Genomic DNA, 25,763 nt, shown 5'->3' with positions numbered 1-25,763 from the left:
GTCAAGACTGGCAGGCGCCGCCCCGGCAGCACCTGCCATGCGATTACTGAGCCTTGTTGACGGCTTCGGCGGCGGAGATCAGCTCAGGGCCAATATCGGCTTCGAACTTCTTCCACACCGGTTTCATCGCTTCGCGCCATTGCTCGCGTTCTTCGGGCGTCAGGGTAATGATTTCCGTGGTTTTGGCCGCGAGGATGCGCAGTTTGTCGCTCTCGTTGAGTTGTTGGGCTTCCTTGTTCACATGGGCGGTAACTTCGACGACGATCTTGTCGAGTTCGCTGCGCACGTCCGGTGGCAAGCCATTCCAGAATTTGGTGTTGGTGATCAGCATGTAATCCAGCACACCATGGTTGGATTCGGTGATGAACTTCTGCACTTCATGCATTTTCTGGCTGTAGATGTTCGAGTAGGGGTTTTCCGCACCGTTGACCACGCCGGTCTGCAAGCCCTGGTACACCTCGGCGAAGCTCATCTTGCGCGGGTTGGCGCGCACGGCCTTGAACTGTTCCTCAAGCACCGCAGAAGCCTGCACGCGAAATTTCAGGCCACGGGCGTCGGCGGGCACCCGCAGCGCCTTGTTCGCCGACAGTTGCTTCATCCCGTTGTGCCAATAGGCCAGGCCGGTGATGTTTTTGCTTTCCATGGACTTGAGCAGCCCCTGACCCTGCGGGCTCAGCTGGAAGCGGTCGACGGCGTTGATGTCATTGAACAGGAACGGCAGATCGAACAGCTGCAGGCTCTTGGTGTATTGCTCGAACTTGGCCAGCGACGGCGCAATCATCTGCACATCGCCCAGCAGCAGCGCTTCCATTTCCTTGCCGTCGCCAAACAGCGAGGAGTTGGGGTAGACCTCGACCTTGACCTTGCCCGGCAGGCGCTCCTCGACCAGTTTCTTGAACAGCAGGGCACCCTGGCCTTTGGGCGTCTGGTCGGCAACAACGTGCGAGAACTTGATGATCACCGGGTCGGCTGCCACGGCCGAGTTCATCGTGCCTAACGCCAGTGCGCAGGCCAGCGCGGTATACAGGGATCTGAGCATCTACGGACTTCCTCTTGTTGTTGTTATCGGATGGCTCGATGCGTTGAGCGCAATCGGGTGCCGGAACAACAGCAAGTCTAGGCAGAAAATCAGCGGTTGGCGGGTGAACACCGGCAAATTGCAGAAAACGGGTATTGCAGGCTGTTTCAAGAGGTTACACGTGATGCTCGAGTACCCATCCTTCATTGAAATCGTGTCATCACGCCCTGGCGCCGTCGACACGCGTCGAAATCCACTGCCGACTGTAAGCCAACACGCCCTGAGCAATCGCCGTCGGAAAATGAATGAACCCGTGGGGCGACGCCGGCAATACATGCAGCTCAACCGGCGCCGAGGGTTGCCAGCGCTCGGCGATCAATAGGGTATCGTCAAGCAGCGGATCGAGTTCACCGGCAAACAGCAACGCAGGGGGCAGGTCGCTGAAGTCGCCATACAGCGGCGACAGCGGCGGCTGGCGGCGTTGTGCATCGCTCAGGTCGGGGGTCAGCAGGCGCAGCGCGTCGACCATGCCGGGGCCGTCCAGCACCAGTGTGTCGGCTGGCGCGTTGCGTACGCTGGGTGTGCCTGTCAGGTCGTAGACGCCGTAATACAGCAGTGCACCGTGAATGCGTCGAAGCAATTCGGGCGAGGCTTTCAATGCGAGCAGCGTTGCGACGGCCAGATGGGCGCCGGCCGATTCGCCGACCACCACCACGGGCAATCCGGCGAACTCGGCGTCATTGAGCAACCCGCGAGCAGCGCGCAGGCAGTCATTGAGCAAATCTTCGACGGGGGTAGAAACGGCCAATCGGTAATCAACCGAGACCACCGCCACCTCGCACTCATTGACGATGGCGATGTTGAAGTTGTCGTTCATCTGCGCGTTACCGATGACCCAGCCGCCGCCATGGAAATCCAGCACCACGCCGCGCGGCCGGCCTAGGGGGCGGATGATCCGCACCGGCACCGTATCGAGGATTTTTCGCTCGGCCGTCAGGCCATGCTCGCGCAGCTTTTTCGCGCCGCCGACCTGACTGACGCGCAGCAGCGTCTGGATCACGCGTGGCGTCAGGCGATTGCGTATCTTGAAGCGCGGCAGCCAGGCGAGCTTGCGGTTGAACGCGCGCACTTGCGCCAGTTCACGCTCACCTTGCGGCCAAGGGGCAGCGGCCGTCATACGCGGTTCTTCAGCAGGATGGAGAAGTTCAATGCCGCCGCGACGCACAGCCAGGCCAGATACGGGAACAGGATCAGCCCGGTGACCAGGTCCAGTTGCAACGCCAGCACTACCATCGCCGCGACGACCAGCCACAGCAGCGTGAGGATGACCATCGCCGCCAACACTTGATGCGAACCGAAGAACACCGGCGTCCACAGCGTGTTCAGGGCGATTTGCGCGGCCCACAGGGCGAGGACGGTCTGGCTGCCGGGGATCAGGCTCAAGCGGTAACCGGCCCAGGCCAGCAACAGATAAATAATCGTCCAGGCCACCGGAAACGCCCAGTTGGGTGGGGTGAAGCCGGGTTTGTTCAGGCCTTCGTACCACGCGCCGGGTTTGAACATTACGCCGGTGGTGGCGGCTGCTGCGCAGGCCAGAAGGAAGATGAAGAAGGTCATTGCCAGTCCTTAGCTGTGATCAGCTTTTCGGGAAGTGTATGCAAGGGACGTCCGCCGTTGCGAAAAGTTTGCCCGGCAAGCGATGCGGTTGAACCAATAAGCTGACCGGTCGGTCAGGGTATGCAGTTATTTTGACTTTCTTCGAGGATGAGACGGTGGCTGTTTTTGTTTTGGAGTATCGCTTCAATGGTGAGCCACGGCGTTATGAGCTTGAGTTGAAGCAGGCGCAATTGGCTGAGCATGAGGCGGCGATGCATTTGTTGCAGTTGCATTTGGGGGATGCGGAGAACAGTTTGCTCATGCCTTCGGCCGATTCGACGCCGGAGCAGGTGATGGAGCAGGCGGAGCGGGTGGGGCTGACGGATATTCGGGTGGGTGATCGAAAGGGTTGATCTTCGCGCTGGGTACATATCCATTGCTTCGGGTGCTGCGGCTGGCGGTTTCGCCTGACGGCGACTCACTTTTTTTACAAACGCCAAAAAAAAGTAAGCAAAAAAACGCTTGCTCCTGCGTTCGGCCCTCGCAGGCTCGGGTCCCTTCGCTCCGGGATCGCTCCGGGCGCAGCGGCTACGGTTTGCTGCGCTGCACCTCCTTGCGCTGTGTCTGGCTTCGCCAGACGGTCGCTGCGCTCCCACGCCCGGATCGATCCCTCCACTCAGCCTTCCGATGTCGCCGGTGGATCAAAAACAAGATCAAAAGCACTCGAGCTTGCGCTCATTGTTGAGTGGTGAGAAGCGTCGCATGGCGTTGGATCTGCGGTGTGGCTGCCCCTTACCCCAGCCCTCTCCCCGAGGAGAGGGAGCCGATCTTGGTTGGCTTCTAAATTTGCGTACGGCTCGGTATCGCAGGTCGGTGTAGCTCTCACATCCCCCGCGGTCAGTCCCCTCTCCCTCCGGGAGAGGGCTAGGGTGAGGGGCTTTTGATTTTCAGATTGATTTCAAACCACCGACTCGAAAAACAGACCATTCACGCTCCCCACGGCCCATTCGCGCAGGCATTTCCCTTCCACGCGAAACTGTCATATTCCGTCCCACTGGCATGCCCATAGTGAAAAGCCCAACGCTTGTTCAATGAGGCTGCACTGTGTTCCAACGTCTTCTGTGTTCGCTGTCCGTTCTGAGCCTGTCCATCGCTGCCGCTCACGCTGCCGAGCCTGTTGCGCTCGACACGCCACGTTTGCAAGGCATCGACAACTTCCGTGATGTCGCCGGTACCACCAGCGCTTACTCCACCGCCCATGACGGCACGATGCGTGGCGGGGTGTTCTATCGTTCCAATGCGCTGACGCCGTCGGCGGCGGATCTGGCGACGCTTGACGGGCTGGGTATCGGGGCGATTTATGATCTGCGTACGCCGAGCGAAATTGCCGCCACGCCTGACACGATGATCGCGGGCGCGACCTGGCAGAACATCGATATCATCGGCAGCACTACCTCTGGTGCCGATATCACCCATATCTCGTTCAACAGCGCTGCTGACGCCATCGCGATGATGGAGCAGACCAACCGCGCCTTCGTCAGCGACGCGGGCATGCGCAGTCAGTTCGGCCAGTTGTTCAATGCCCTCGCCAGTGTCGATGCGGCGCAGCTGTTTCACTGCACCGCCGGCAAGGACCGCACCGGCTGGACCGCGGCTGTTTTGCAGAGCATTGCCGGGGTCGATGAGGCGACCATCATGGCCAACTATCTGGCGACCAACGACTACACCGCCGCCCGTGTGGCGGCGACGCTGAAAGCCTTGCCGCCGAGCATGGCCGCGGTTTACGAGCCGTTGCTGGGCGTGCAGGCCAGTTACTTGCAGGCCGGTCTCGACCAGGTCGCCGCCGAGTACGGCAGCATGGACAATTACCTCAAACAGGGGCTCGGTCTGTCGCAGGAAACCATTTACGTGCTGCGCGGCAAGCTGGTCGAATACAACAGTCTGCCGGGGCAGGCCGGGCTGATCGGTAACGCGGCGGCGGGTGCCGAGTTGTTGCGGCAGTTGCAGAATACCGACTTGTCCGGCACCTACAGCGCGTACAACTACTACCTGCAATCTGCGATCGACGCCGGCACTCTCGGCGGGGTTGAAAGCCAGGTCGGCGGTCAGGTGCACGCCGACGCGGCGAGCTACTTGCTGCGCCAGAACGCAATGATTGAGCAAGCCGCGGCGCCCTTCGCCAGCGGCAGTGATCTCAAGGTCGGGCAGTACCGCCTCTGGAGTACCGCGCTGGCTGGCTACCTCGGCACCGATGGCTCGGCCCATGCCGACAGCAGCAATGAGCACAGTCAGGGCTTGATGGTCGGTATCACCCAACGCTTCAGCGAACAATTCAGTGCGCGCGGCGGGTTCGGCTACAGCAATGGCAGCGTCGGCGGGGCGGGCGGGGAGGCGGATACGGACTTCACCTTCCTCAATGTCGGCGCGCGCTACGGTTTCAGCAGCCTGGAGCGCGGCCTGTTCGTCGACGCCAATGCCAGTGCCGGTTACGTCGATTACACCAGCAAACGCGAACTCGGCGCTGGCCTTGGCACGGCGAAAGGCGACAGCCATGGCAACCTCACCGGTGCCACCTTGGCGCTGGGTTATCGCGCCCCGGTCAACGGCATGACCTTCGAACCGAGCCTCGGTTTGCGCATCAGCCACCTCGACCTCAACGGCTTCCAGGAGAAGGGCAGCGAACTGGCGCTGGACGTCGACGACAATAGCGCCACCCGCCGCAGCGCTGTCGCCAACCTCAACGTCGCCTTCGCTCCATTGGCAATGGGCGCCTGGCAGCTGGTGCCGGGCGTGCAGGCAGGCTACGAACGCACTTTGGGCGATAACCAGGTCGACAGCCAAAGCCATCTGCTCGGCCTCGACATTGAACAGCGCGCGGCTTTCGACAATCGCGATCAATTCAGCGGCGCGGTCAACCTGATGGCCAACCTCGGCGCCCTGAGCCTGGGCGCTGAGGTCGGTGCCAGTGGCGGCGGTGACAGCCACGGTTTCAACGGCGGGCTCAAGGCCAGTTACGCGTTCTGAACGAAAAACCGGCCGCCAGTGCTGCTGGCGGCCGGCTTTTCAAAGCGCTCAGGCATGTTCCGTACGCGAGACATGCTGCGCTTTCGGCGGTAACGCAGCGGCTTCAGGCAATGACGCGATATGCACCGTCCGCGACGGGAAGGCAAACGCCGCGTCAATATCGGCGACCGCTTCCATGATCTGCAGATTGATCCGCTGCTGCACATCCATGTACACGTTGTAGCTGGCGTCGAGGACGATATACACCGTCTCGAACTCCAGAGCGCTCTCGCCAAAACTGCGGAAATGGCAGCGATCGAAGCGCGCCTGTTTTTCATGCTTGATGATCGCTTCGACGCGGCGGGTGATTTCTTTGATCTGCTCGGTCGAGCATTCATAGGTCAGGCGAAACTCGAAAACGATCCGCCGTTCCTGCAGGCGTTTGTAGTTCTGGATGGTGCTGCCGATCATGTCGGCGTTGGCCATGACGATCTGCTCGCCGCCGAGGCTGCGTATGCGTGTGGTTTTCAGGCCGACGTGTTCGACGGTACCGGCCAGCGTGCCGACGACGATGAAATCGCCCACTTCAAACGGCTTGTCGACGGCAATCGACAGCGAGGCGAACACGTCGCCGAGAATGTTCTGTACCGCCAGCGCTACCGCGATACCGCCAACGCCGAGGCTGGCGACGAACGCGGTGATGTTGACGCCGAGGTTCGACAGCATGGCCAGCAGAATCACCGCCCACAACAACACCTTGACGCCCCACAGGCTCAGCGTCGCCAGAGCACTGCCCTGAAACGTGCCGGTGGTGCTGTGGCGCGAGAAGTAACGATGCAGCGCCAGCGCCAATGCGCGATTGACCCACAGACCGACCTGCAACGCCGCCACCACAAACCACAAACTGCTGACTCGACTGAGCCAGCGCTCGGGCAGATCGAGCAAACCGATCCCGATCAGAATCGACGCCAGCAGCAACAGCGTGGTGCTGGTCGCCGACAGCACTTCGCTGGCCATGTAACTCAAGTGTCTATTACCGGCCGCTGCCCGCGCCTGCACCTTGCGAAATACGAAGCGGATTGCCGTTCGCGCGAGGAAATAGCTCAGCAACGTCGCGCAAAACGCCAGAATCCAGTTCCCCAGCGAAATGCCTAAAATCGCGTGATCAGTGAAAAAACCGGTGAAATCCTCAGTCATTGGAAACCCCCTATCGAAGCCTGCGCCGGCGCATGCGCAGCGGCCACCGCAGCCAGGTAGACGCCAGCCGATGCTTTACTGCGATCGAGTGGCCTGTCAGGGGTTAGTCGTTTTGTGTATGAGGCTGTTCCATCAAATTACGCGGGCTGTGGAAAGCGTTGCATTGGGGTACCCGGCAAACGCAGGCCTCAAAGCCTCGATTTCAGCTGCGCCGGACTTATCCCGAATGCGTTCTGGAAATACTGGCAAAACCGCCCGACATTGCTAAAGCCAAAGCGCAGCGCCACTTGTGTAACCGACGCTGAATGCCGCTGCGCCAATGCCTCATAAGTCCGCTGCAAACGTACCTGACGCTGATACGCCACGATCGACATACCGACAAAGCGGCGAAAGCCTTCCTGCAACGCACGCTGGCTGACATGGCTCATTCGCGCCAGCTCCACGCCGCTGATCGATTGCTCCGGATGCGCCTGAATAAACTCCACCGCCAGCTTCACATGCCGCGGCGCCACCAGCGGCGCCGGCCGCCGCAACGCCTCGGAGAAGTTATGCGGCCACGCCTCCAGCACCGCATCGATCAACATTTCGCGCAGGCGCGAGGGCATCAAGGTTCCGCTGTTGAGCAAGGTGTCGAACTCGCTTCCCGTCGCCAGGTCAATCAACGCCTTGAGGCCCTGAAAGGCTGGCGACTGCAAATCCACGCTGGGCTGAAAAGCGATCTTCTGCACGATCGGTTTATCCAGCAGCGCCGATAAACGCTCGGTGAGCTGATGGCGGTTGATCGACATGCCGTGATGCGCGTGATCGTCGAAGAAACGCATCGAGCGGATATCAGCCTTGTCGATCGCCAGGCCGATATGGCTTGCGCCGATGGATTCGCTGGCGTGATTGAACAGGATCTTGCCGGCGGTCGGGATGACGAACGTGATCTCGTCCTGTGGGTCGGGAAAGGCCACGCTGAAGTCACCGCGATAGTGCATGCGGCGAAAGCTCACACCTTCGTGTCGACCGTAGACACCGCTGATGACGATGTTCGCGGGAATCGGCGGGGTGTCGGCGTAGCGGTTGCCGAAAAAACGCGAGAAGAGGGCGCCGAAGTCATCGGAGTGGAGGTTTTCGGAGCGCAGGATGATGGGCTGGCGACGTGTGGACTCATTCCATTGCATTTGAAATTGCGGGCCTTGAGCAAGTGATACGTGCCGCAGAGGCTAGCAGATGGCAGTGACCGGATTGTGACGAGTGATGGCGATCACGCTAGCTGCGTGGCGATGCAGTAGCGGTCTCGGCCTTGCTGCTTCGCTGCGTAGAGCATCTTGTCGGCGGCGTTGATCAGCGTAGCGGCGCCAAGGTTGTGCTCGGCTGGCTTGGCCGCTGCGATGCCCGCGCTGACAGTGACGTGGCCGAGAGGGTGTGCGGCGTGTTCTATGCCCAGCGCTCGAAGGGTCTCGATGATGTGCCGGGCGACCCGTTCTGCCCCATGGAGGTCGGTGTTTGGCAGCAGCACGGCGAACTCTTCACCGCCATACCGGACGGCAAGATCCCCGGGGCGTTTCAGTGCGTGGGAAATCGCTTTTGCGACAGTCGCCAGGCATTCGTCACCGGCGGCGTGCCCGTAGGTATCGTTGTAGCGTTTGAAGTAATCGACGTCGATCATGATCAATGCCAGTGACGAGTTCTGCCGCTTGGCCAAGCGAAGCTCGTCGTCCAGCGCAGTGTCCAGCCGACGCCGGTTGGCCAGGCCGGTGAGGCTGTCGGTCAAGGCCATATCGCGCATGGCCTGATGGGCAAGCCGCAACTCTTTTTCAATGGCCATGCGCTGGCGAAGCTGATTCAGGACAATCATACCGAACACCGTAAACGCGCAAATCACCGAGGACAGCACAAATCCGGTCTTGTACAGATCCCAGCGCCAGGGCGCGATGATCGATTCACGGGAAAGTCCGGTTTCGACCACCAAGGGGTATGTGGTCAAGGCCCGATAACCATACAGGCGCTCGGTGCCGTCCACGACGGCTTTGACTTCTGCGATGCCGTCGCTGGCGACGGGCAGATAACGCGTGAAGATTTCACTGCTCGCCAGGCTCTGACCGATAACGGATTTGATAAACGGGCGACGTACCAGGATTGTTCCATCGCGCAGTGCCAGAACCAATGCACCTCGGTCATCGATTTTGAAATCACCGTAATAATCCACGAAATAGCTGACTTTGATGGTCCCAAGGAGAACCCCTGCAAAGGAACCATCAGGGTTGTTCAAGCGACGCGAGATGGGAATGATGAGATCGTCGGTGGATTTGCTTTTCACCACTTTGCCGATACGCACATTACGATCAGTGTGTGTGCGGTGATATTGGAAGTAATCGCGGTCGGCGTTGTTCGCCGGTTCAGGGATGACTTCCTTGTCGGTGACGATCCATTGCCCGTCCGGGCCATAAATGAACAGGCCATGCAGCTGCGGCATCAGTCGGGCTTGCTGAACCAGCAACTTGTGGATGCGGTTCACATCAATGTTTCCCAGTCCGTCGCCTTCTACGCGCTCGCCCAGAGCCGCAGTGAGCACATCCACTTGTCGAATGGCATCCTCGGCATGTTGCGCCGTCGCCCTGGCAAGGTTGGTGACGGAATTGCGTGCCGACGTAAACGCTGAGTGGTAGTCACGCCAGGTTCGCCATCCCTCCACGCCGAGAAATGCCAGAATCACCGTCAACATGAACGCCACTGTCAGGCGGAACGCCGCGACAGCGCTGACAGCCTTGATCGGGCCAGCGTCTGCGGTGCCTTTCATCTTCGGGTCAGGCCGGTTACGACCGGGCATCTGCATATTCATATGCTGCGAGGCTCATATTCTTCCCGTGGCATTCGTCTGGTCTTCTCCACAAGCTGACCACGCTGGCTCGCTTGAGATTCAATTTAACGGCCGCGGCCGACATCGTTGAATACCTCGAGACTCGCGACATGTTCGACGCGTGGTGTTTTTTCGAACCTTCACTGGCTTGCGCCTATCGGAACTGACATGGCACGACTGAAGAGTCGCTACAATTCGGCAGCCACGCCGGGCCGAGTGTCATCATTGAGACCAGACCGTGAGTAAAAACATCAGCGCAAGCGACTTGCAGATCGACCTTCTAGGAGCCAACGAAGCGGGGCTGTTCAAATGGCTGGTTGCCAGTTTCCTGATGGGCAAAAGAATCCAGGGCGCGATTGCCGCGCAGGCGTACCGGATCATCGTCGTGCAGCATCGCAACGATACGCCGCAGAAACTCGCACAGTGCAGCCACCGCCAGTTGGTCGGGCTATTGGGGCAAGCCCGTTATGTGCGTTACGACGAGAGCACGGCCTCGCGATTGCTCGCGTTGGCAAACAAACTCAATAGCGAATACGCCGGCAAGGTCCGCAACATCGTGGCCGCGAGTGCTGATCGCAAGGCGCTTGAAAAGCGCCTTTGCCAATTCGATGGGGTCGGGCCAAAGACCGTTGAGATTTTCATGCGGGAAGCGGCGGCTGGGCTGTTTTTGGAATAGCGGTCGTTTTGCGAAGCCGCTCACACGGATACCGGCTTGGCGAAATGGGGTGACTGTCCAAACGACTCGATCAGCAGTTCGGTGAGGGCCTGGATCTTGCGCGCCGGATGTGGCCCCGGGGGGCGCACGACATAGGCGCCTGCCGGGGGCGGGGGGTAGTGAGTCATGATCGGCACCAGTGCGCCTGACTTCACCTGTTCATAGGTAAGACAGTCCGGCAAATAGGCAACGCCCAATCCGGCCGTGGCAGCGGCAACCAACGCCGTGCCGTTGTCAGCCTTGAAGCGTCCTTGCGGACGAACCGTCACCACGTTGCCGCCGTCCATGAACTGCCAGGTTTCGGTGCTCTGCATCAGCGCCTCGTGAGCCAGCAAGTCGTGTGGACATGCCGGTTCGCCATGGGCTTTGATGTAACCGGGGCTGGCGACGAGTTTGGTGAAGATCGGGCCGATGCCACGCGCAATCAGATTCGAGTCCGGTAGATAGCCTACGCGTATCGCACAGTCATAACCTTCACCGATCAGGTCAACGAAACGATCGCTGTAGCAGGTCTGCATCTGCAGCAAAGGATGACGGCGCGCCATTTCTGCCAGCATCGGGGCGAAGTGCGTCGGACCAAAAGACAGCGGCGCGGCAATCCGCAGTCGGCCGCGCAGCGGGCCGGCTGGCAGCAGTGTCTCCTTCGCCATGTCTATTTCGGCGCAGACTTTCGCGGCATGGTCGCGAAACGCAATCCCCGCTTCGGTCAGTGCCGCACCGCGAGTCGTGCGCGCGAGCAGTTGAATGCCCAGATCCGCCTCAAGCCGCGCGAGCCGACGGCTGACGATGGATTTGGACACGCCCAGCCGAGTCGCCGCCGATGAAATTCCGCCCGCATCAGCGACGGCTACAAAGGTCTGCAATTCTTCGATATCCAAACCCGCGTTCCCCATTCTGCAACACAGCTAGTCTCGGGATGCTACTACTGCGTTGAGTCGAGCAACAGCACAATCCTGCTCTCTGGCAACACGGCCCAACCAGGTCCGTAGCCGGGAAATGCAGTCTCCCTCAATGCAGTGCAGGCTACGAAGCACTCGCCGCTTGTTCGAGCGAGCTATCGGGTCCGCGCTTGCGTACATGACAACTAAAAGCAGGAGCAGCAAATGGCAAGCGAGACAATCCGCAACCCTCTGACCGATCAACTGTTGTCGCCAGTGAATTCGGCGCTGATCGTTATTGATTACCAGCCGATTCAGGTGTCCTCGATCCGCTCGATGCCGCGCGACGAGCTGGTGTTCAATATCACCAGCCTGGCCAAAGCGGCCGTCAACTATAACCTCCCGATCATCCATTCAACGGTCAACGTCGCGACCGGTCGCAACAAACCACCGATTCCGGAGCTGCAAGCGGTACTCGGGCATTTGCCCACCTATGACCGTACCTCGATCAACAGCTGGGAAGACGCGGAGTTCAAGCAAGCCGTCAAGGCACTTGGCCGACCGAAACTGATCATGACAGCGCTCTGGACCGAGGCCTGCCTGACTTTTCCGGTGCTCGATGCGATTCAGGAGGGATATGAGGTCTACATACCGATTGATGCCGTGGGCGGTACGTCGGTTGTTGCTCACGAAGCGGCGTTACGGCGCATGGAACAGGCGGGTGCCCGGTTGATCAGCCGCGTGCAGCTGTACTGCGAGCTTCAGCGCGACTGGGCACGCGAGTCGACGGTCGCGGGGTTCATGGGGGTATTTGAAAATGCCGATGGCTACAATGCGGAAAAAAGCGCTGTGAGGCTGTAATCATTAGCGATTCAGTCCGTTGACCAAGTGAGGCCTGTGTTTGCGGGCCTCACTTCTTGGCTCTGCGTGCACGCCGCGGTTGTTCAGCCGCGCTCATTCCCGGCCCAGTTCGAAGGACGCCGCGCCTGCCAAGGCAATGCCCGTTCCAACTGCGCCGCCAGTTGCAGCAACAGATCTTCGCGACCGTAACCCGCACCAAATTGCATGCCGATCGGCAAACCACTGGATGGATCCTGTGCCAGCGGCATCGACATTGCCGGGCATCCGCTGACGTTGAAAACGGCAGTGAACGGCGAGTGGGCAAACACCCGCGCCATCCAGCTGCGGCCATCAAGCGATTCCTCGCCTGCGTTATAGGCGCCGATGACGGGCGGGGCTTGCGGCAAGGTTGGTGTCAGCAGCACGTCGTAGTCGACAAACAACTGGCCGACGTGTCGCGTCACGATATTGCGCTGGTACATGGCGTCCAGTAGCTCGGTTGCGCTCAATGCCTTACCGAACCGGTAGAGCGCCAGTGTTGCCGGCTCCAGTGTCGACTCGTCGATGCGGCGTCGTGTCGCCGCGGCAATCGCGTCGATCCAGGCGGCGGTGTTGCTGGACCAGAAGCGTGCGTTGAGTTCAACGAACGCTTCCCAGCTCAGGCCAATATTGGTGACGACCGGGGTCACAAGGTGACCGAGGCTTTCCAGGGTATGACAAACCCGTTTCAAAGCGGCGCTCACCTCGGGCGCTGTCGGTTGGCCGTTCGAGGCGACCTCCTGCACGGCAATGCGCAACGGGCGGGGTTCGCGGTTGAGCAGGGCGCTGTAAGCCTGCTCGGGCGGTGCGACATGAAATGCTTCACCCACAGCCGGGCCGTGCAAGGTGTCGAGCAGACTTGCGGTATCCCTGACCGAACGACTCAGCATACCGTGCACTGCGAGTCCGGCCCAGACTTCGTCCACGTCAGGCCCCATGGGCAAACGGCCGCGACTGGGCTTCAAGCCGAACAGTCCGCACGCCGCGGCGGGCACGCGTATCGAACCGCCGCCGTCGGTTGCATGCGCCACCGGCACCATGCCTGCCGCCACTGCGGCCGCCGAACCGCCGCTGGAGCCGCCAGCGATGCGGGTAACGTCCCAAGGGTTACGCGTCGGGCCGTCGACGCGGTTTTCAGTGGTCGTGCTGGCGGCCAGTTCAGGTGTGGTGGTGCGTCCCAAGGGAAGCAGACCGCTGCGGCGGAACCGGCTCATCAATTCTGAATCGGTATCCGCGACGCAACCTTGGGCGAGCCGACTGCCCAGCTCATTGCGCCGGCCCTGCGCCGTCAACCCGAGATCCTTGAGCAGCATCGGCACACCCTGAAAAGGTCCGGCTTGTGGTTGCGGTTCATCGTCCCAGGTTTCGATGACAGCGTTGATCTGCGGATTCAACGTTTCGATGGCGCGAAGGGCAGCGTTGCGCACTTCGGACGCGCTGACCTGGCGCTCGGCGATCAAAGTGGCGAGGCCGACGGCGTTTTGTTCGGCGTACTCGGAAAAGTGCATGGGTGTCTCCAGTGATGAGCGGTCTATACTTTTGAGTATCGCGCGATACTTGTAAGTATCAAGCGATACTCGGTAGTATCGATGTCAAGCAGAATTCAACTCAAAGAGTGCTCGCCTTGGATATCCCCCTACGCCCAGAACGCATCGCGCAGCTACCGCCGCGTGAACGGATCATCGATGCCGCTCAGGCGCTGTTTTTTGAGCAGGGCATTGCCCGCGTGACCGTCGACGCTGTCGCCGCGTTGGCGGGCTCGACGAAAATGACGCTGTATCGGCATTTCGAAACCAAGGATGTCCTGGTGCTGGAGTGGTTGCGCTTACTGACCGAGCAATACGGCGCCGTACTCGACGAACTCGCTGCACGCCTGCCGGACGAGCCGGCCAGGCAATTGATGGGGTTCGCCGAATTCATCGCGCAAGACCTGCAAAGAGCGGGTTATCGCGGCTGCCCGTTCACCAACAGCCTGGCGGAGCTCGCCGACCCGCAGCATCCGGCACGGCAATTGATCGAAGCCCATAAGCGCCGGCAGTTTCAGCGAATCGTCACGTTGTGCGAGCAAGCGCAGCTGAATGAGCCGCTCGACACGGCTCAAGAGTTGACCTTGTTGCTCGAAGGGGCGCAGGTGGTGGCGCAGAACAACGGGATGGACGACGTAGCGGGGCAGTTGTTGCGAATGGTGCGCAGGCGGCTTGAATAGCCGCCCGTCCGAAGCAGTGTTGCGCTTTCTGACGCAACTGAGGGGAAGCGGCAGGCCGGTTCTAGCCTGCCGTTCTGCTATTCAACGTTATAAATAGGGTAAAGCGGATCTCGTTGCCAGTACGCTTCACAAGCCCCCGAAACCGCTGAACCAGGGAAATACAATGCCAGCCTTGTGCCCCCGGTAACTTGACGGGTCCCTCAACTGCGTGCGGCAACGCCATCCGCTGACCATCGCAGGGATGATCAGCAAGGCGAGCATCCACAGCAGCACAAGGGATGATCCCACAATCAGAGCCGTCAGCACGCCAGCAAGCGCCAGGCAAATAATCGCCACGTTATAGCCGAGATGCCGACGCTTGATCGAAGCGAAGGTGTCCCAGTCATAAATCAGCCAGTCGTGGGAGAAGTTGCCGCACTCGGGGCACTTGTGGGTTGGCGCAATACTGCTGGCAATATAACCACAGTCAGGGCATCGAAATTTCATCGGACGATCCATCATCAGAGGCGGCTTGAGTCTAGTCAGATTTACGAGACTGATCCTGAACAACCCAATTGTTCACTCCCACAAGGCGCTCCTCAGAGCAAACTCCACGAAACCCCGACATACACCCCCATTCCTTCACCCGGCGTCGACCGTGCTGCATCCAGCCCCTTGTCGTCATACCCCGGCGTGACCGTCGCGGCGTAACGCTTGTTGGTCAGGTTGCGCATGTCGATCCAGCCCTGCCAGTCACCCTTCGGTGCGTTGTAGCCCAGCGTTGCGCCGAACAGCGCGTACGGATCAGCGTAGTAGCTGTTGGCATAATCCACGGCCGTTTTCGATACCAATTGCGTGTTTACGGCGGCAAAGAAACCTTGCGGCCAGTCATAGCGCAACTCGCCCTGGTAATAGTGCATCGGCAAGCCCGGCAGACGGTTGTCACCGAAACGCGGGTCATCACGATAGTGGAAATCGCTGAAAGTGTAGGCCTGACGCAAACTCAACTGACGGCCGTCCGCCGCCGACCAGAGTTTGCTGTTGAGGCTGGCTTCAATGCCTTGGTGCACGGTCGGGCTGGCATTGAGTTCGTACGGGGTGACTGCGGCGGCATCGGGCAGAACCGAAAGCAGTTCGTGGCGCACTTGTGCGTAATACCAGGCCAGGCTCCATTCGCCGACAGCGCTGTCGCCACGGCCACCGAGTTCAAGGGTGGTGGCGGTCTGGTTTTGCAGGGTGGTCGGGTCTTTTTGCGTGCCGGTGGCCGCGCCGTTACCAGCCGGGAAACGCACGTTGGAGCTGTAGATGAGCGACCACGGGTGCGGCGCCTCGACCGAGCGGCTGAGGTTGCCGAACACTTGTACATCCGGGGTGATCTGGTAGCGCAGGCCGATTCGCGGTGCGTAATCCCAATCGTTGAGGCTGGTTTTGCCGCCGCTTTGCGGGTAGGTCACCGCGCTTTCACGGCGGGTGTAGATGGCGGCAAGGCCGGTGGTCAGCCACAGGTCGTCGGCGATTTCCAGGTCATTGCCGACATGCAGGACGGTATCCGAACCCTGATAGGTGAAGTTACGCATGCGCGTGCCCGGCGCGTAACCGGCCGTGTTGCCGCTCGGCACCCGGACGAATTCGCTGGCGCCGTCGTTGGGCAGGTGCTTGGTCACACGCAGGCCGACATTGCTGCGGCTTTCCATGCCGAACAGGGTATCGCGGCGCTTGTAGTCGAAGGTGCCGCTGACGTCGGTGTAGGCGACCTTCAAGCGGTTCGGGCCTTCGCGCAGATCCATCGGGTAATCGTGATAGACGAGGCCGGTCTGGATGCTCGAGTCGTCGTCGATGAAGAAGGTGGTCTTGTTGCCGATGAAAGTGCTGCCCGGTTGCTTGCGGCTGTCGTCCCGCGCCACGTAGGACGGGTTGGCGGCCCGCGGATGATGCTCGATGGAGTGCTGGGTCACGCGGCCGGCGAGGTCGTTGTCGGTTTCGCGGTAGCGGATATGGAAGCGCGTTTCCAGGTTCGGGTTGAAGCGATAGCCGAAGTTGGCAATCAGGCCTTTGCTTTCGCTGGCGGTGTGATCCTGATAGCCGTCGGCGTTGGAATCGGTCAGCGACACGTAGTAATCGAAGTCGCCGAGCACCTGCCCGGAACTGACCTGACGCTGCTGATAGCCGTGGCTGCCGGTCGCATAGCGCACTTGCAGCTTCGGCGCGGTGAAACCGGTGTGGCTGACGTAATCGATGGCCCCACCCAGCGCCAGCGCGCCGCGATCAAAGCCGTTGGCGCCGCGCAGCACTTCAACGTGATCCACCCACAACGGCTCGAGCAATTCATACGGCGTGCCGCCGGGGCCGGTCAACGGCAAGCCATCGAGCATCGTGTACAGCCCCGATGCATGCGCCCCCGGCGCGCGGTTGATGCCCGAACCACGCACGGAAATCTTCACGCCTTCATTGCCCGCCGATTGCGCATAAACGCCCGGTTGGTAGGCCAGCACATCCTGATTGCTCGCCACGCGGCCTTGCAACGGCTGACGCATGTCGACCACGTTGGTGCCACCGGGCACCTGTTCGAGACGGGTCTTGGCCTCTTCGACGCTGGCGTCTGCGCCGTTGCGCTCATCCGCCGAAATCAGCACTTGCCCCAGTTCCAGACCTTGGGTCTCGGCCAGCGCCGGGCAGGCAAGGGCCAGGCCGAGCAGGGCGGCGGGCAGGGATTTGGGCGACGGCATCGAGAAACTCCAGCGAACAGGGATGAACAGTGAACAGTGCGACGCAGTAAACCAGCGGGAAAACACATGGGCAGAGAGCTTTTCCCCCAGCCATGACTCACAACCGGACGGCGAATAACTTCGCGGATCGACACTGCACGGTCAATAAACAAATATCGCAACGCCGTTGAGCCGTTTCAAACAGACCGTCCATCCGTCGACTGCCCTGAACCAGCGCCGTGATGAATCTTTCTACCGGATGAGTCTTTCAGGAGATACCCCCATGTTCGATCAGCAAAAACAGGCATCACTGGCGGCTTGGCGCGAACTGGCGGCGCAAACACAGGACGATCCGGACCCGGAGCAGCGCTACGACGAACTGCTCAAGGCCGCCGATGCGATGGAGGAACAAGGCCTGATCACCCCTGCGGAATGGCGGCAACTGGTGCGCGAGGCCGGCAGCCTGTTCACCCATAACGAAGAACAAACCCACGGTTGAATGGCCAGCGGAGGAACATCCCCATGCTCAGTTATCTGTTTATCGGCGCCAATGACGTGGAACGTTCGGCGGCCTTTTACCACGCGATCCTCACGCCGCTGGGTTATCTGCATGATCGCGAAGAACATGATTGTTTCTATCTGCCGGGCGCGGCCGACAAGTCCAATGGGCCCGGCAGCGTGCACATCGCCAAACCCTTCAACGGTGAGCCGGCGACCGCGGGTAACGGCATGATGCCAGCGTTTCGCGCCGAATCCCGACAGCAGGTTGACCAGATTCACAAGGCCGGGCTCGACCACGGCGGTACCGACGAAGGCGCGCCGGGCACCCGCGAGGCTTACACGCCGGACTTTTATGTCGCGTACCTGCGCGATCCCGAGGGCAACAAGCTTGCGCTGTTTTTCAGCGGCTGATCGCCTGCATGGAGCCAGTCGATTCCGCCCTGTTGGCGGCCCGCGCCCAGTTCGCAATCACCATCAGTTTCCACATCGTGCTGGCGGCGTTCAGCATCGGTCTGGCCAACTTCCTGATGGTGCTGGAAGCGTTGTGGTTGAAAACCGGGCGCACGGTTTACCTTGATGTTTATCGCTATTGGTTGAAAGTGTTCGCCCTCAACGTCGCGGTGGGCACGGCATCGGGGTTGATTCTGGAATATCAGTTCGGGTTGAACTGGTCGCGGTTGGCGGTGCAGGCTGGCGACGTCATCGGGCCACTGATGTTCTATGAAGTGCTCGCGGCGTTTTTCATCGAAGCGGGTTTCCTCGGCATCATGCTGTTTGGCCTGAAGAAGGTCGGCCCGAAACTGCACTTTTTTGCCACCTGCGCGGTGGCGCTGGGCTCACTGGTCAGCGCGTTCTGGATTCTCTCCGCCAACTCCTGGATGCAGACGCCGGCAGGCTATTCGATTGCCCCGGACGGCCGCTTCATCGCTGAGGACTGGTGGGCGATCATTTTCAACCCGTCGTTTCCGTATCGTCTGGCGCATATGATCCTCGCCGTGTTCATCGGCAGTGCCACATTCATCGCCGGCGTCAGCGCCTGGCAATTGCGCAAGGCTGCACACAATCCCCGCGCTCGTACGCAGTTCTCCATGGCGCTGTGGGTGATCGCGCTGTTGATGCCGCTGCAGATCGTGGTCGGTGATCTTCACGGCCGGCACAGCTTGCAGGTCCAGCCGCAAAAGGTCGCTGCGATCGAGGGCTCGTGGACCCGCCCGCCCGCAGGCGCCGGCGAACCGTTGCGCCTGCTGGCCTGGCCGGACATGAACGAGCGGCGCAACCTGTGGGAATTGTCAATTCCGCGCGCGGGCTCGCTGTATTTGCATCACGATTTACACAGCAGCATCGCCGCGCTGGATGAATTCCCGGCGCAAGACATCCCGCCGGTGGCGCCAGTGTTTTTTGCCTTTCGCCTGATGGTCGGGCTGGGTCTGTTGATGTTCGGCCAGGGCGTGGTCAGCCTGATCCTGCGCCGGCGTCGGCGGCTGTACAGCGCGCACTGGTTTTTGAGCGGCTGCGTGTGGCTGGCCCCAGCGGGATTTTTGGCGATGCTCAGCGGCTGGGTCGTTACCGAGGTCGGCCGACAACCGTTTACGGTCTACGGCTTGATGCGTACGGCGGACAGCCTGTCGTCGATATCGCGTGCGCAAGTGCTCGGTTCGACGTGGTTGATCCTGCTGTTCTATCTATTGATTTTTGCCGTAGGCCTGTGGGTGTTGTTGCGCTTGCTGCGTGAGCCGCCGCAAGCCGACGAGCCGGGGCCGCAACCGACCCTGGCCGACGAAACCGGGCATTCTTGAGGGCACGTCTGCATGGACACTGACTGGCTGACCCTGCTCAGCGCCGCCGCGCTGGCGTTCTCGGTGATGAACTACGTGATTCTCGACGGCACCGATCTGGGCGTCGGCATGCTCATGGGCGTGACGGCTTGCAGCCGCGAGCGTCGAGCCATGGGGGTGACGATTTTGCCTGTCTGGGATGCCAACGAGACCTGGCTGGTGCTCGGTGGCGGCGGGTTGCTCGCGTTATTTCCACTGGCCTACGCGATTTTGCTGCCGGCGCTGTATGTACCGTTCATTGTGATGTTTCTGGCATTGATTGCGCGGGCGGTGGCGCTGGAATTTCGCGATCATGCGTCCAGCGAACGGCGCAAACGGGCGATCGACAGGGTGCTGATGGTTGCATCGTTGCTGACCGGTTTCGTGCAAGGCGTGGTCCTCGGTACGCTGGTGCAGGGTGTCGCGCATCACAACGGCCAGTACAGCGGCGATGGCCGGGAATGGCTGAGTGCATTTGCGCTGTTCTGCGGTCTGGTGCTGGTACTGGGTTATCTGTGGCTCGGCGCCTGTTGGCTTTACTGGCGGACGATGGATCAACTGCAGCAGCGCTCGGCGCGCCAGGCTCGGGTCCTGGCCTTGAGCGTTGTGCTGTTGTTGCTGGCGCTGGTTGCCTGGACTGCCACGTTGTATCCGCAATACGCGCAACGCTTGATGGATATTCGGCTGTGGTTGCCGGCGGGGGTGCTCCTTGGCGTTTCACTGCTGGTCTTTGCCATGGGTTTTCGCAGCCGCCTGGATTTACTGCCGTTGTTCGCCGCGCTGGGTGTCTTCGTGCTGGCCTTCGCCGTGATGCTGGTTGCGCTGTTTCCCTGCATCATCCCGCCGGACCTGACCTTGAGCGCCGCGGCGTCCAGCCCGAACAGTCAAAAATTCATGCTCATCGGTTTCGCCGTGCTGGTACCGCTGACGCTGGCCTACAACACCTTCGGCTTCAAAGTCTTCAGCGGCAAGGTGAGGGTGGCGGGGCAGGGTTGACCTCAGGTCACCCGGCCCTTTCTGCTGGTCGTACTACTTACTGGCGACAGGCGTGAGGCCTGCAACAACTCGGCAAACGCGGTTTTGTCGATCGGCCGACTCATGAAATAACCCTGGACCTCGTTGCACTGGTCGACGCCGAGAATATCCAGCTGTTCCTCGGTCTCGACGCCTTCGGCAGTCACCGTCAGGCCCATGGCTTTACCCAGCCCGATGATCGCCTGCACCACCGCGCGATCGTTGGTACCGCTACTGATCGAAGCGATGAAACGTTTGTCGATCTTGATGCCGTCAAAAGGATAGGCGCGCAGGTAGCCGAGCGATGAATATCCGGTGCCGAAATCGTCCATGTTCAGGCGCACGCCGAGTTCCTTCAGAGCGTTCATGGTCGCGAGCGCGCCGTCGGTGTCGTTGAGCATGACGTTTTCGGTAATTTCCAGCTCCAGGCGACTGGCCGGGAAACGCGTGGCGACCAGCACCTCACGTACATCCTCAACCACATCGCTGACCGCAAATTGCGCCGGCGACAGGTTCACCGACAACAGCACATCCTCCGGCCACGCCAGCGCGGTCTCGCAGGCTTCGCGCAACACCCAGCGCCCGAGCGGCACGATCAGATCGGTCTGCTCGGCCAGCGGGATAAACAGATCCGGCCCCAACAGGCCCTTGGTCGGATGCTGCCAGCGCACCAGTGCTTCGACGGAGACGATCTGTTTGCCATCGACCTTGTAGCGTGGCTGGTAATGCAGGACAAATTCATTGTGCTTGAGCGCATGGCGCATATCGTCTTCCATCTGCCGACGCGTCTGGATCTGGTCGCTCATGTGCGCTTCGAAGTAGCACCAGGTGTTTTTGCCGTCGGATTTGGCCTGGTACAAGGCAATGTCGGCATAGCGGATCAGGTCACTGGGTACGTAACCGTGGCGCCGACTGAGGGCGATACCGATACTGGCGCCGATGTGCAGCGGATGTTCTTCGAACAGGACTGGCTGATGCAGGCTGCCGATCAGCCGCGTACAGAATTTGTCGATTTCGTGATGCGTGTCCATGCCATTTAGCACGACGATGAACTCATCGCCCCCCAGGCGCGCGACGATGTCATCTTCGCGCGTGCATTCGCGAAGGCGCACGGCGACTTCCTGCAACACCGCATCGCCGGCCGGATGGCCGAGTGAGTCGTTGATCGGTTTGAAATTATCGAGGTCGATCATCAGCAGCGACAGCGGCGGCGCGTGTTCCTTGAGCAGCAGGGCTTCGTCGAGATAGCGCGCCAGTTTGTTGCGGTTGGGCAGACCGGTCAGGGCATCGTGCATCGACAAGTGCTGGATCTGCGCGTGGGCCGCCACTTCGTCGGTGATGTCGCTGGCGGTGCCGCGATAGCCGACGACATTATGCTGACGGAAGATTGGCCGTGCGGACAGCCGACAGTGGCGCGGTTGTCCGGAGTGATCGCGGTAGGTGCAGCGCAAATCGCTGCTGCTGGTTTCTTCGCTGAGCTTGCGCAGCCACAACTCCAGCGGTGTCGTGTCACAGGTGAGCAATTCGCCGATGTGCTGGCCCAGCCACAAGGTCTGCGGATAACCGGTGACCTCGCTGAAACGTGCCGACAGGTAAGTCAGCAACAGATCGCGGTCGACCTCCCAGATCCAGTCCGAGGCGGCCTCGGCCACCGCGCGAAAGCGCTCTTCACTGGCTTCGAGCGCATGGTTGGCGCTCTCGAGCGCAAGATTGGAGGCCTGCATCGCTTCAATGCTGTTATCGACGTATTGCGATGAGCGCAGGGCATGGCGAAAGAAATACGCAGTCAGCAACATCAGCACGATCAGCGTCGCGCCGAGTGGCGGAATCAACGACCACAACAGTTGCTGACCGGGGCGTTGCAGATCGGCAATCAGGCTGTAACCGGTGCTGTCGAGTGGCACCCTTGGCTGACTGCTTTCGATGCTGTCGTCCGGCGCCAGGGTCAGGTTGGTCAGGCCGTAACCGCTGCCGATCTTGCGCAGCTTGGTCGGGGTCAGTTTGTCGACGAACACCAGCACCGAGGTATTTCTCAGTTCGTCGAGCGGGCGCTCATCGTTGGGGATGATCGGGGCGGCTGTGACCAGAGCCGGCCAGCCCTCGAACAACGAATAAGTGGCCACCGGTTTGGTCAGGTCCGGCTGGTTCAGCGCCTGTTCCAGCAAGGCTGCGGCTGGCACCTGCAATACCTCGGAAATGTCGGTCTCGACCATTTGCCCGCGAATCACCGAGTATTTGGTGCGATTACGATCGATCACGAAGACGCCGTCGTAGCCGTCGCTGGTGAACATGGTTTTGCCCATGTTCTGCTCGACATAGGCCCAGTCCGTATCCACCGGCCCGCTCAGATGTTCGTAAGCGGTGGTCCAGTAGGCGTAGCTGGTGATGTAGTTTTTTGAGGTGGTAATGCGGTTTTCCAACGCTCGCGCCGAATAGAACCGGTTTTGTTCGACGTCTTTTTCATCAAGCTGATTGGCAATGCCGAGCAGGGCGCTCACCGCGGCAATGACGCCGGCAACGAACAATGCGCCGACCGCGATGGCCAGCCGGCGGGTGACCGCACGTTGCGGGCTCGACAGGGGTTGCGCAGAAGCAGAAACGGCCATGTGCTCGTCCTTGATCCGGTGTCTTCTGAATCTAGAACAACGGCGCGGGCACATTGTTCAGATTGTTGTCATGGATGACGACGCGTTGCTTCGAAGTGTAGCGAGTTTGCCAAAATTACCAGTGTCGCCGGCCGGCGGCGAATCCCGAAAGCACAAGACATCGCGCGCAAAAGCCGGATAATGGCGGCCATTCGTTTAGCCGTATTCTGGTAATCCCGCATGGAAATCAAGGTCAACTTTCTCGACAATCTTCGACTTGAAGCCAAGTTCGACGACTTCACGGTGATCGCCGATCAGCCCATCCGCTACAAGGGTGATGGCTCGGCACCGGGGCCGTTCGATTACTTTCTGGCGTCGTCGGCGTTGTGCGCGGCTTACTTTGTGAAGTTGTACTGCGACACGCGCAATATCCCCACGGAAAACATTCGCCTGTCGCAGAACAACATTGTCGATCCGGAAAACCGCTACAACCAGATCTTCAAGATCCAGGTCGAGTTGCCGGCGGACATTTCCGACAAGGATCGCCAAGGCATTTTGCGTTCTATCGACCGCTGCACCGTGAAGAAAGTCGTGCAGACCGGCCCGGAATTCATCATCGAAGAAGTCGACAACCTCGACGCCGATGCGCAGGCCTTGCTGATGCCGCATTCGGGGTCTGACGCGGGCACCTGCATCGCCGGTAAAGACCTGCCGCTTGAGCAGACCATTGCCAACATGTCGGGCATTCTGGCCGACCTGGGCATGAAGATTGAAATCGCTTCGTGGCGCAACATCGTGCCCAATGTCTGGTCGCTGCACATCCGCGATGCGCATTCGCCGATGTGTTTCACCAACGGCAAGGGCGCCACGAAGGAGGGCGCGCTGGCTTCGGCGCTGGGCGAGTTCATCGAACGGCTGAACTGCAACTTCTTCTACAACGACCAGTTCTGGGGCGAAGAGATCGCCAACGCCGAGTTCGTGCATTACCCGGACGAAAAGTGGTTCAAGCCGGGTCCGAAGGACGAGTTGCCGAGCGAGATCCTCGACGACTACACCCTGAAGATCTACAACCGCGACGGCGAACTGCGCGGCTCGCACCTGTTCGATACCAACTCCGGCAACACCCAGCGCGGCATCTGTTCGCTGCCGTTCGTGCGCCAGTCGGACAACGAAGTGGTGTACTTCCCGTCGAACCTGATTGAAAACCTTTACCTGAGCAACGGCATGAGCGCCGGCAATACCCTGGCCGAAGCGCAGGTGCAGTGCCTGTCGGAGATCTTCGAGCGCGCGGTGAAACGCGAAATTCTCGAAGGCGAAATGGCCCTGCCGGACGTGCCGCAACAAGTGCTGGAAAAATACCCGAGCATCCTTGCCGGCATCAAAGGCCTGGAAGAGCAGGGCTTCCCGGTGCTGGTCAAGGATGCCTCGCTGGGCGGCGAATTCCCGGTGATGTGCGTGACCCTGATGAACCCGCGCACCGGCGGCGTGTTCGCCTCGTTTGGCGCGCACCCGAGCCTGGAAGTGGCGCTGGAACGCAGCCTGACCGAATTGCTTCAGGGCCGCAGTTTCGAAGGCCTCAACGACTTGCCGCAGCCGACGTTCTCCGGCCAGGCGGTGACCGAGCCGAACAACTTTGTCGAGCACTTCATTGATTCCAGCGGTGTGGTGTCGTGGCGTTTCTTCAGTGCCAGACCAGACTTCGAGTTCGTCGAGTGGGATTTCTCCGGCCAGGGCGAAAACTCCAATGCCGAAGAAGCGGCGACGCTGTTCGGCATCCTTGAAGACATGGGCAAGGAAGTCTACATGGCGGTCTACGAGCACATCGGCGCCAAGGCCTGCCGCATCCTCGTGCCGGATTATTCGGAGATCTACCCGGTCGAAGACCTGATCTGGGACAACACCAACAAAGCCCTGCAATTTCGCGCCGACATTCTCAACCTGCACAACCTGAGCAAAGTCGGCCTGCGCAACCTTGCCCAAGGTCTGGAAAACAGCGAACAGGACGATTACACCGACATCACCACGCTGATCGGCATCGAGTTCGACGACAACACGCCGTGGGGCAAACTGACGATCCTCGAACTGCGCCTGCTGATCTACCTCGCCCTGCAAAAGTACGAACAGGCCAAGGACCTGGTCGAAGCCTTTCTGCAATATAACGACAACACCGTTGAGCGCGGCTTGTTCTATCAAGCGGTCAACGTCGTGCTGGAGATGGAGCTGGACGAGGATCTGCAACTTGAAGACTACGAAGCCAACTTCCGCCGCATGTTTGGCGATGAGCGCATGGACGCAGCGATTGGCTCGGTCAACGGCAGCGTACGCTTTTACGGACTGACCCCGACGAGCATGAAGCTGGAAGGGCTGGATCGGCATTTGCGTTTGATTGAGAGCTACAGGAAGTTGCATTCGGCGCGGGCAAAAGTGGCAAACCTGTCGCGTTGACACGGGTAGGCCTGGGTGTAGGCCCAGGCTTTCATCACTCGCGGAAAGAGATCTGGCAGACATTAGCGTCAACCCGATTTTTCCACTGCGATTTGTTGATTGGCAGCGACATGCAAACGGCAGAGTTTGGACCGATGCCTTACAAACCGGCGCTCTGCGCGATTTGTAGGCAGCGACGCAGGGCCGCGTAGTTTATGTATTGCCGAATGTCGCATCGGCTGGACTCGAAGTTTGAGTTCGGCTCGGTATTTCAATTCGGCGTATCTCTCGCATCCACCACGGTCAGTTCCCTCTCCCTTTGGGAGAGGGCTAGGGTGAGGGGCTTTTGATTTTAGGCCGATTTCAAGCTTCACCCAGTAATCCAGAGTTGAGCGCTAAAAAAC

The 25,763-nt window shown here is 60.2% G+C and carries 21 protein-coding genes; 10 read left to right on the top strand and 11 right to left on the bottom strand.

Annotated features, from left to right (window positions below; translation table 11 throughout):
• Nucleotides 1–43: 43 nt before the first annotated feature.
• The 3 genes from V6F91_RS07725 to tspO all read right to left on the bottom strand — a co-directional run bounded on the left by V6F91_RS07725 (nt 44) and on the right by tspO (nt 2,635).
• Nucleotides 44–1,039 carry a TRAP transporter substrate-binding protein gene (locus V6F91_RS07725; RefSeq protein WP_332763305.1) on the bottom strand — a complete coding sequence of 332 codons (996 nt, stop codon included), beginning with the start codon at nt 1,037–1,039 and terminating at the stop codon, nt 44–46.
• A gap of 199 nt (nt 1,040–1,238) precedes the next feature.
• Nucleotides 1,239–2,195 carry an alpha/beta hydrolase fold domain-containing protein gene (locus tag V6F91_RS07720; protein ID WP_332763304.1) on the bottom strand — a complete coding sequence of 319 codons (957 nt, stop codon included), beginning with the start codon at nt 2,193–2,195 and terminating at the stop codon, nt 1,239–1,241.
• Nucleotides 2,192–2,635 carry a tryptophan-rich sensory protein TspO gene (gene tspO / locus V6F91_RS07715; protein ID WP_332763303.1) on the bottom strand — a complete coding sequence of 148 codons (444 nt, stop codon included), beginning with the start codon at nt 2,633–2,635 and terminating at the stop codon, nt 2,192–2,194. Before tspO ends, V6F91_RS07720 begins: the two co-directional genes overlap by 4 nt.
• 131 nt (nt 2,636–2,766) lie before the next feature.
• On the opposite strand from tspO, the gene V6F91_RS07710 reads away from it, so the two are divergent.
• Nucleotides 2,767–3,027 carry a hypothetical protein gene (locus V6F91_RS07710; protein WP_423815317.1) on the top strand — a complete coding sequence of 87 codons (261 nt, stop codon included), beginning with the start codon at nt 2,767–2,769 and terminating at the stop codon, nt 3,025–3,027.
• 691 nt (nt 3,028–3,718) lie between these two features.
• Nucleotides 3,719–5,638 (top strand): tyrosine-protein phosphatase, encoded by a 1,920-nt coding sequence (locus V6F91_RS07705; RefSeq protein ID WP_332763302.1) that lies wholly within the window; start codon nt 3,719–3,721, stop codon nt 5,636–5,638.
• A 48-nt stretch (nt 5,639–5,686) separates the two neighbouring features.
• Here the strand turns inward: V6F91_RS07705 and V6F91_RS07700 are convergent, their stop codons facing one another.
• The 3 genes from V6F91_RS07700 to V6F91_RS07690 form a co-directional block, all read right to left on the bottom strand.
• Nucleotides 5,687–6,814 (bottom strand): mechanosensitive ion channel family protein, encoded by a 1,128-nt coding sequence (locus V6F91_RS07700; protein WP_332763301.1) that lies wholly within the window; start codon nt 6,812–6,814, stop codon nt 5,687–5,689.
• Nucleotides 6,815–7,002: 188 nt separating this feature from the next.
• Nucleotides 7,003–7,980: a helix-turn-helix transcriptional regulator gene (locus V6F91_RS07695; protein WP_332763300.1), complete on the bottom strand. Its 978-nt coding sequence runs from the start codon at nt 7,978–7,980 to the stop codon at nt 7,003–7,005.
• Nucleotides 7,981–8,063: 83 nt separating this feature from the next.
• Nucleotides 8,064–9,629: a sensor domain-containing diguanylate cyclase gene (locus V6F91_RS07690; RefSeq protein ID WP_332763617.1), complete on the bottom strand. Its 1,566-nt coding sequence runs from the start codon at nt 9,627–9,629 to the stop codon at nt 8,064–8,066.
• A gap of 268 nt (nt 9,630–9,897) precedes the next feature.
• Between V6F91_RS07690 and V6F91_RS07685 the strand changes: the two genes are divergently transcribed.
• Nucleotides 9,898–10,335 carry a DNA methylase gene (locus V6F91_RS07685; protein ID WP_332763299.1) on the top strand — a complete coding sequence of 146 codons (438 nt, stop codon included), beginning with the start codon at nt 9,898–9,900 and terminating at the stop codon, nt 10,333–10,335.
• 20 nt (nt 10,336–10,355) lie between these two features.
• Here the strand turns inward: V6F91_RS07685 and V6F91_RS07680 are convergent, their stop codons facing one another.
• Entirely contained in the window at nt 10,356–11,252 is an 897-nt protein-coding gene (locus V6F91_RS07680; RefSeq protein ID WP_332763298.1) for a LysR family transcriptional regulator, read from the bottom strand.
• Between the two features lie 225 nt (nt 11,253–11,477).
• Here V6F91_RS07680 and V6F91_RS07675 point away from each other — a divergent pair, with 225 nt between their 5' ends.
• A complete protein-coding gene (locus V6F91_RS07675) occupies nt 11,478–12,113 on the top strand; it encodes a hydrolase (protein ID WP_332763297.1) in 636 nt (211 codons plus the stop codon).
• An 83-nt stretch (nt 12,114–12,196) separates the two neighbouring features.
• Here the strand turns inward: V6F91_RS07675 and V6F91_RS07670 are convergent, their stop codons facing one another.
• Nucleotides 12,197–13,639 (bottom strand): amidase, encoded by a 1,443-nt coding sequence (locus V6F91_RS07670; protein WP_332763296.1) that lies wholly within the window; start codon nt 13,637–13,639, stop codon nt 12,197–12,199.
• Between the two features lie 116 nt (nt 13,640–13,755).
• On the opposite strand from V6F91_RS07670, the gene V6F91_RS07665 reads away from it, so the two are divergent.
• On the top strand, nt 13,756–14,337 hold the full coding sequence (locus V6F91_RS07665; RefSeq protein WP_332763295.1) for a helix-turn-helix domain-containing protein: 582 nt from the start codon (nt 13,756–13,758) through the stop codon (nt 14,335–14,337).
• 126 nt (nt 14,338–14,463) lie between these two features.
• Here V6F91_RS07665 and V6F91_RS07660 read toward each other — a convergent pair whose 3' ends face one another.
• On the bottom strand, nt 14,464–14,838 hold the full coding sequence (locus V6F91_RS07660) for a hypothetical protein (protein ID WP_332763294.1): 375 nt from the start codon (nt 14,836–14,838) through the stop codon (nt 14,464–14,466).
• Nucleotides 14,839–14,915: 77 nt separating this feature from the next.
• A complete protein-coding gene (locus V6F91_RS07655) occupies nt 14,916–17,042 on the bottom strand; it encodes a TonB-dependent receptor family protein (RefSeq protein ID WP_332763293.1) in 2,127 nt (708 codons plus the stop codon).
• A 262-nt stretch (nt 17,043–17,304) separates the two neighbouring features.
• Here V6F91_RS07655 and V6F91_RS07650 point away from each other — a divergent pair, with 262 nt between their 5' ends.
• Genes V6F91_RS07650 through cydB form a run of 4 tightly spaced genes read left to right on the top strand, consistent with a single transcriptional unit; the run spans nt 17,305 to nt 20,332 of the window.
• A complete protein-coding gene (locus tag V6F91_RS07650; RefSeq protein WP_332763292.1) occupies nt 17,305–17,520 on the top strand; it encodes a hypothetical protein in 216 nt (71 codons plus the stop codon).
• A 23-nt stretch (nt 17,521–17,543) separates the two neighbouring features.
• The gene (locus tag V6F91_RS07645; protein WP_332763291.1) at nt 17,544–17,933 is read left to right on the top strand and encodes a VOC family protein; all 390 of its coding nucleotides are present in this window, start codon (nt 17,544–17,546) and stop codon (nt 17,931–17,933) included.
• Between the two features lie 8 nt (nt 17,934–17,941).
• Entirely contained in the window at nt 17,942–19,318 is a 1,377-nt protein-coding gene (locus V6F91_RS07640; protein WP_332763290.1) for a cytochrome ubiquinol oxidase subunit I, read from the top strand.
• Nucleotides 19,319–19,330: 12 nt separating this feature from the next.
• The gene (cydB, locus tag V6F91_RS07635; protein ID WP_332763289.1) at nt 19,331–20,332 is read left to right on the top strand and encodes a cytochrome d ubiquinol oxidase subunit II; all 1,002 of its coding nucleotides are present in this window, start codon (nt 19,331–19,333) and stop codon (nt 20,330–20,332) included.
• A gap of 2 nt (nt 20,333–20,334) precedes the next feature.
• Here cydB and V6F91_RS07630 read toward each other — a convergent pair whose 3' ends face one another.
• The gene (locus V6F91_RS07630) at nt 20,335–22,956 is read right to left on the bottom strand and encodes a bifunctional diguanylate cyclase/phosphodiesterase (RefSeq protein ID WP_332763288.1); all 2,622 of its coding nucleotides are present in this window, start codon (nt 22,954–22,956) and stop codon (nt 20,335–20,337) included.
• 219 nt (nt 22,957–23,175) lie between these two features.
• Between V6F91_RS07630 and V6F91_RS07625 the strand changes: the two genes are divergently transcribed.
• A complete protein-coding gene (locus V6F91_RS07625) occupies nt 23,176–25,380 on the top strand; it encodes an OsmC domain/YcaO domain-containing protein (protein ID WP_332763287.1) in 2,205 nt (734 codons plus the stop codon).
• Nucleotides 25,381–25,763: the final 383 nt, after the last annotated feature.

It is taken from the genome of Pseudomonas koreensis, assembly GCF_036668835.1.
GTDB classification, from domain to species: Bacteria; Pseudomonadota; Gammaproteobacteria; order Pseudomonadales; family Pseudomonadaceae; genus Aquipseudomonas; species Aquipseudomonas koreensis_I.
This window is presented reverse-complemented; position numbering and strand designations above follow the sequence as displayed.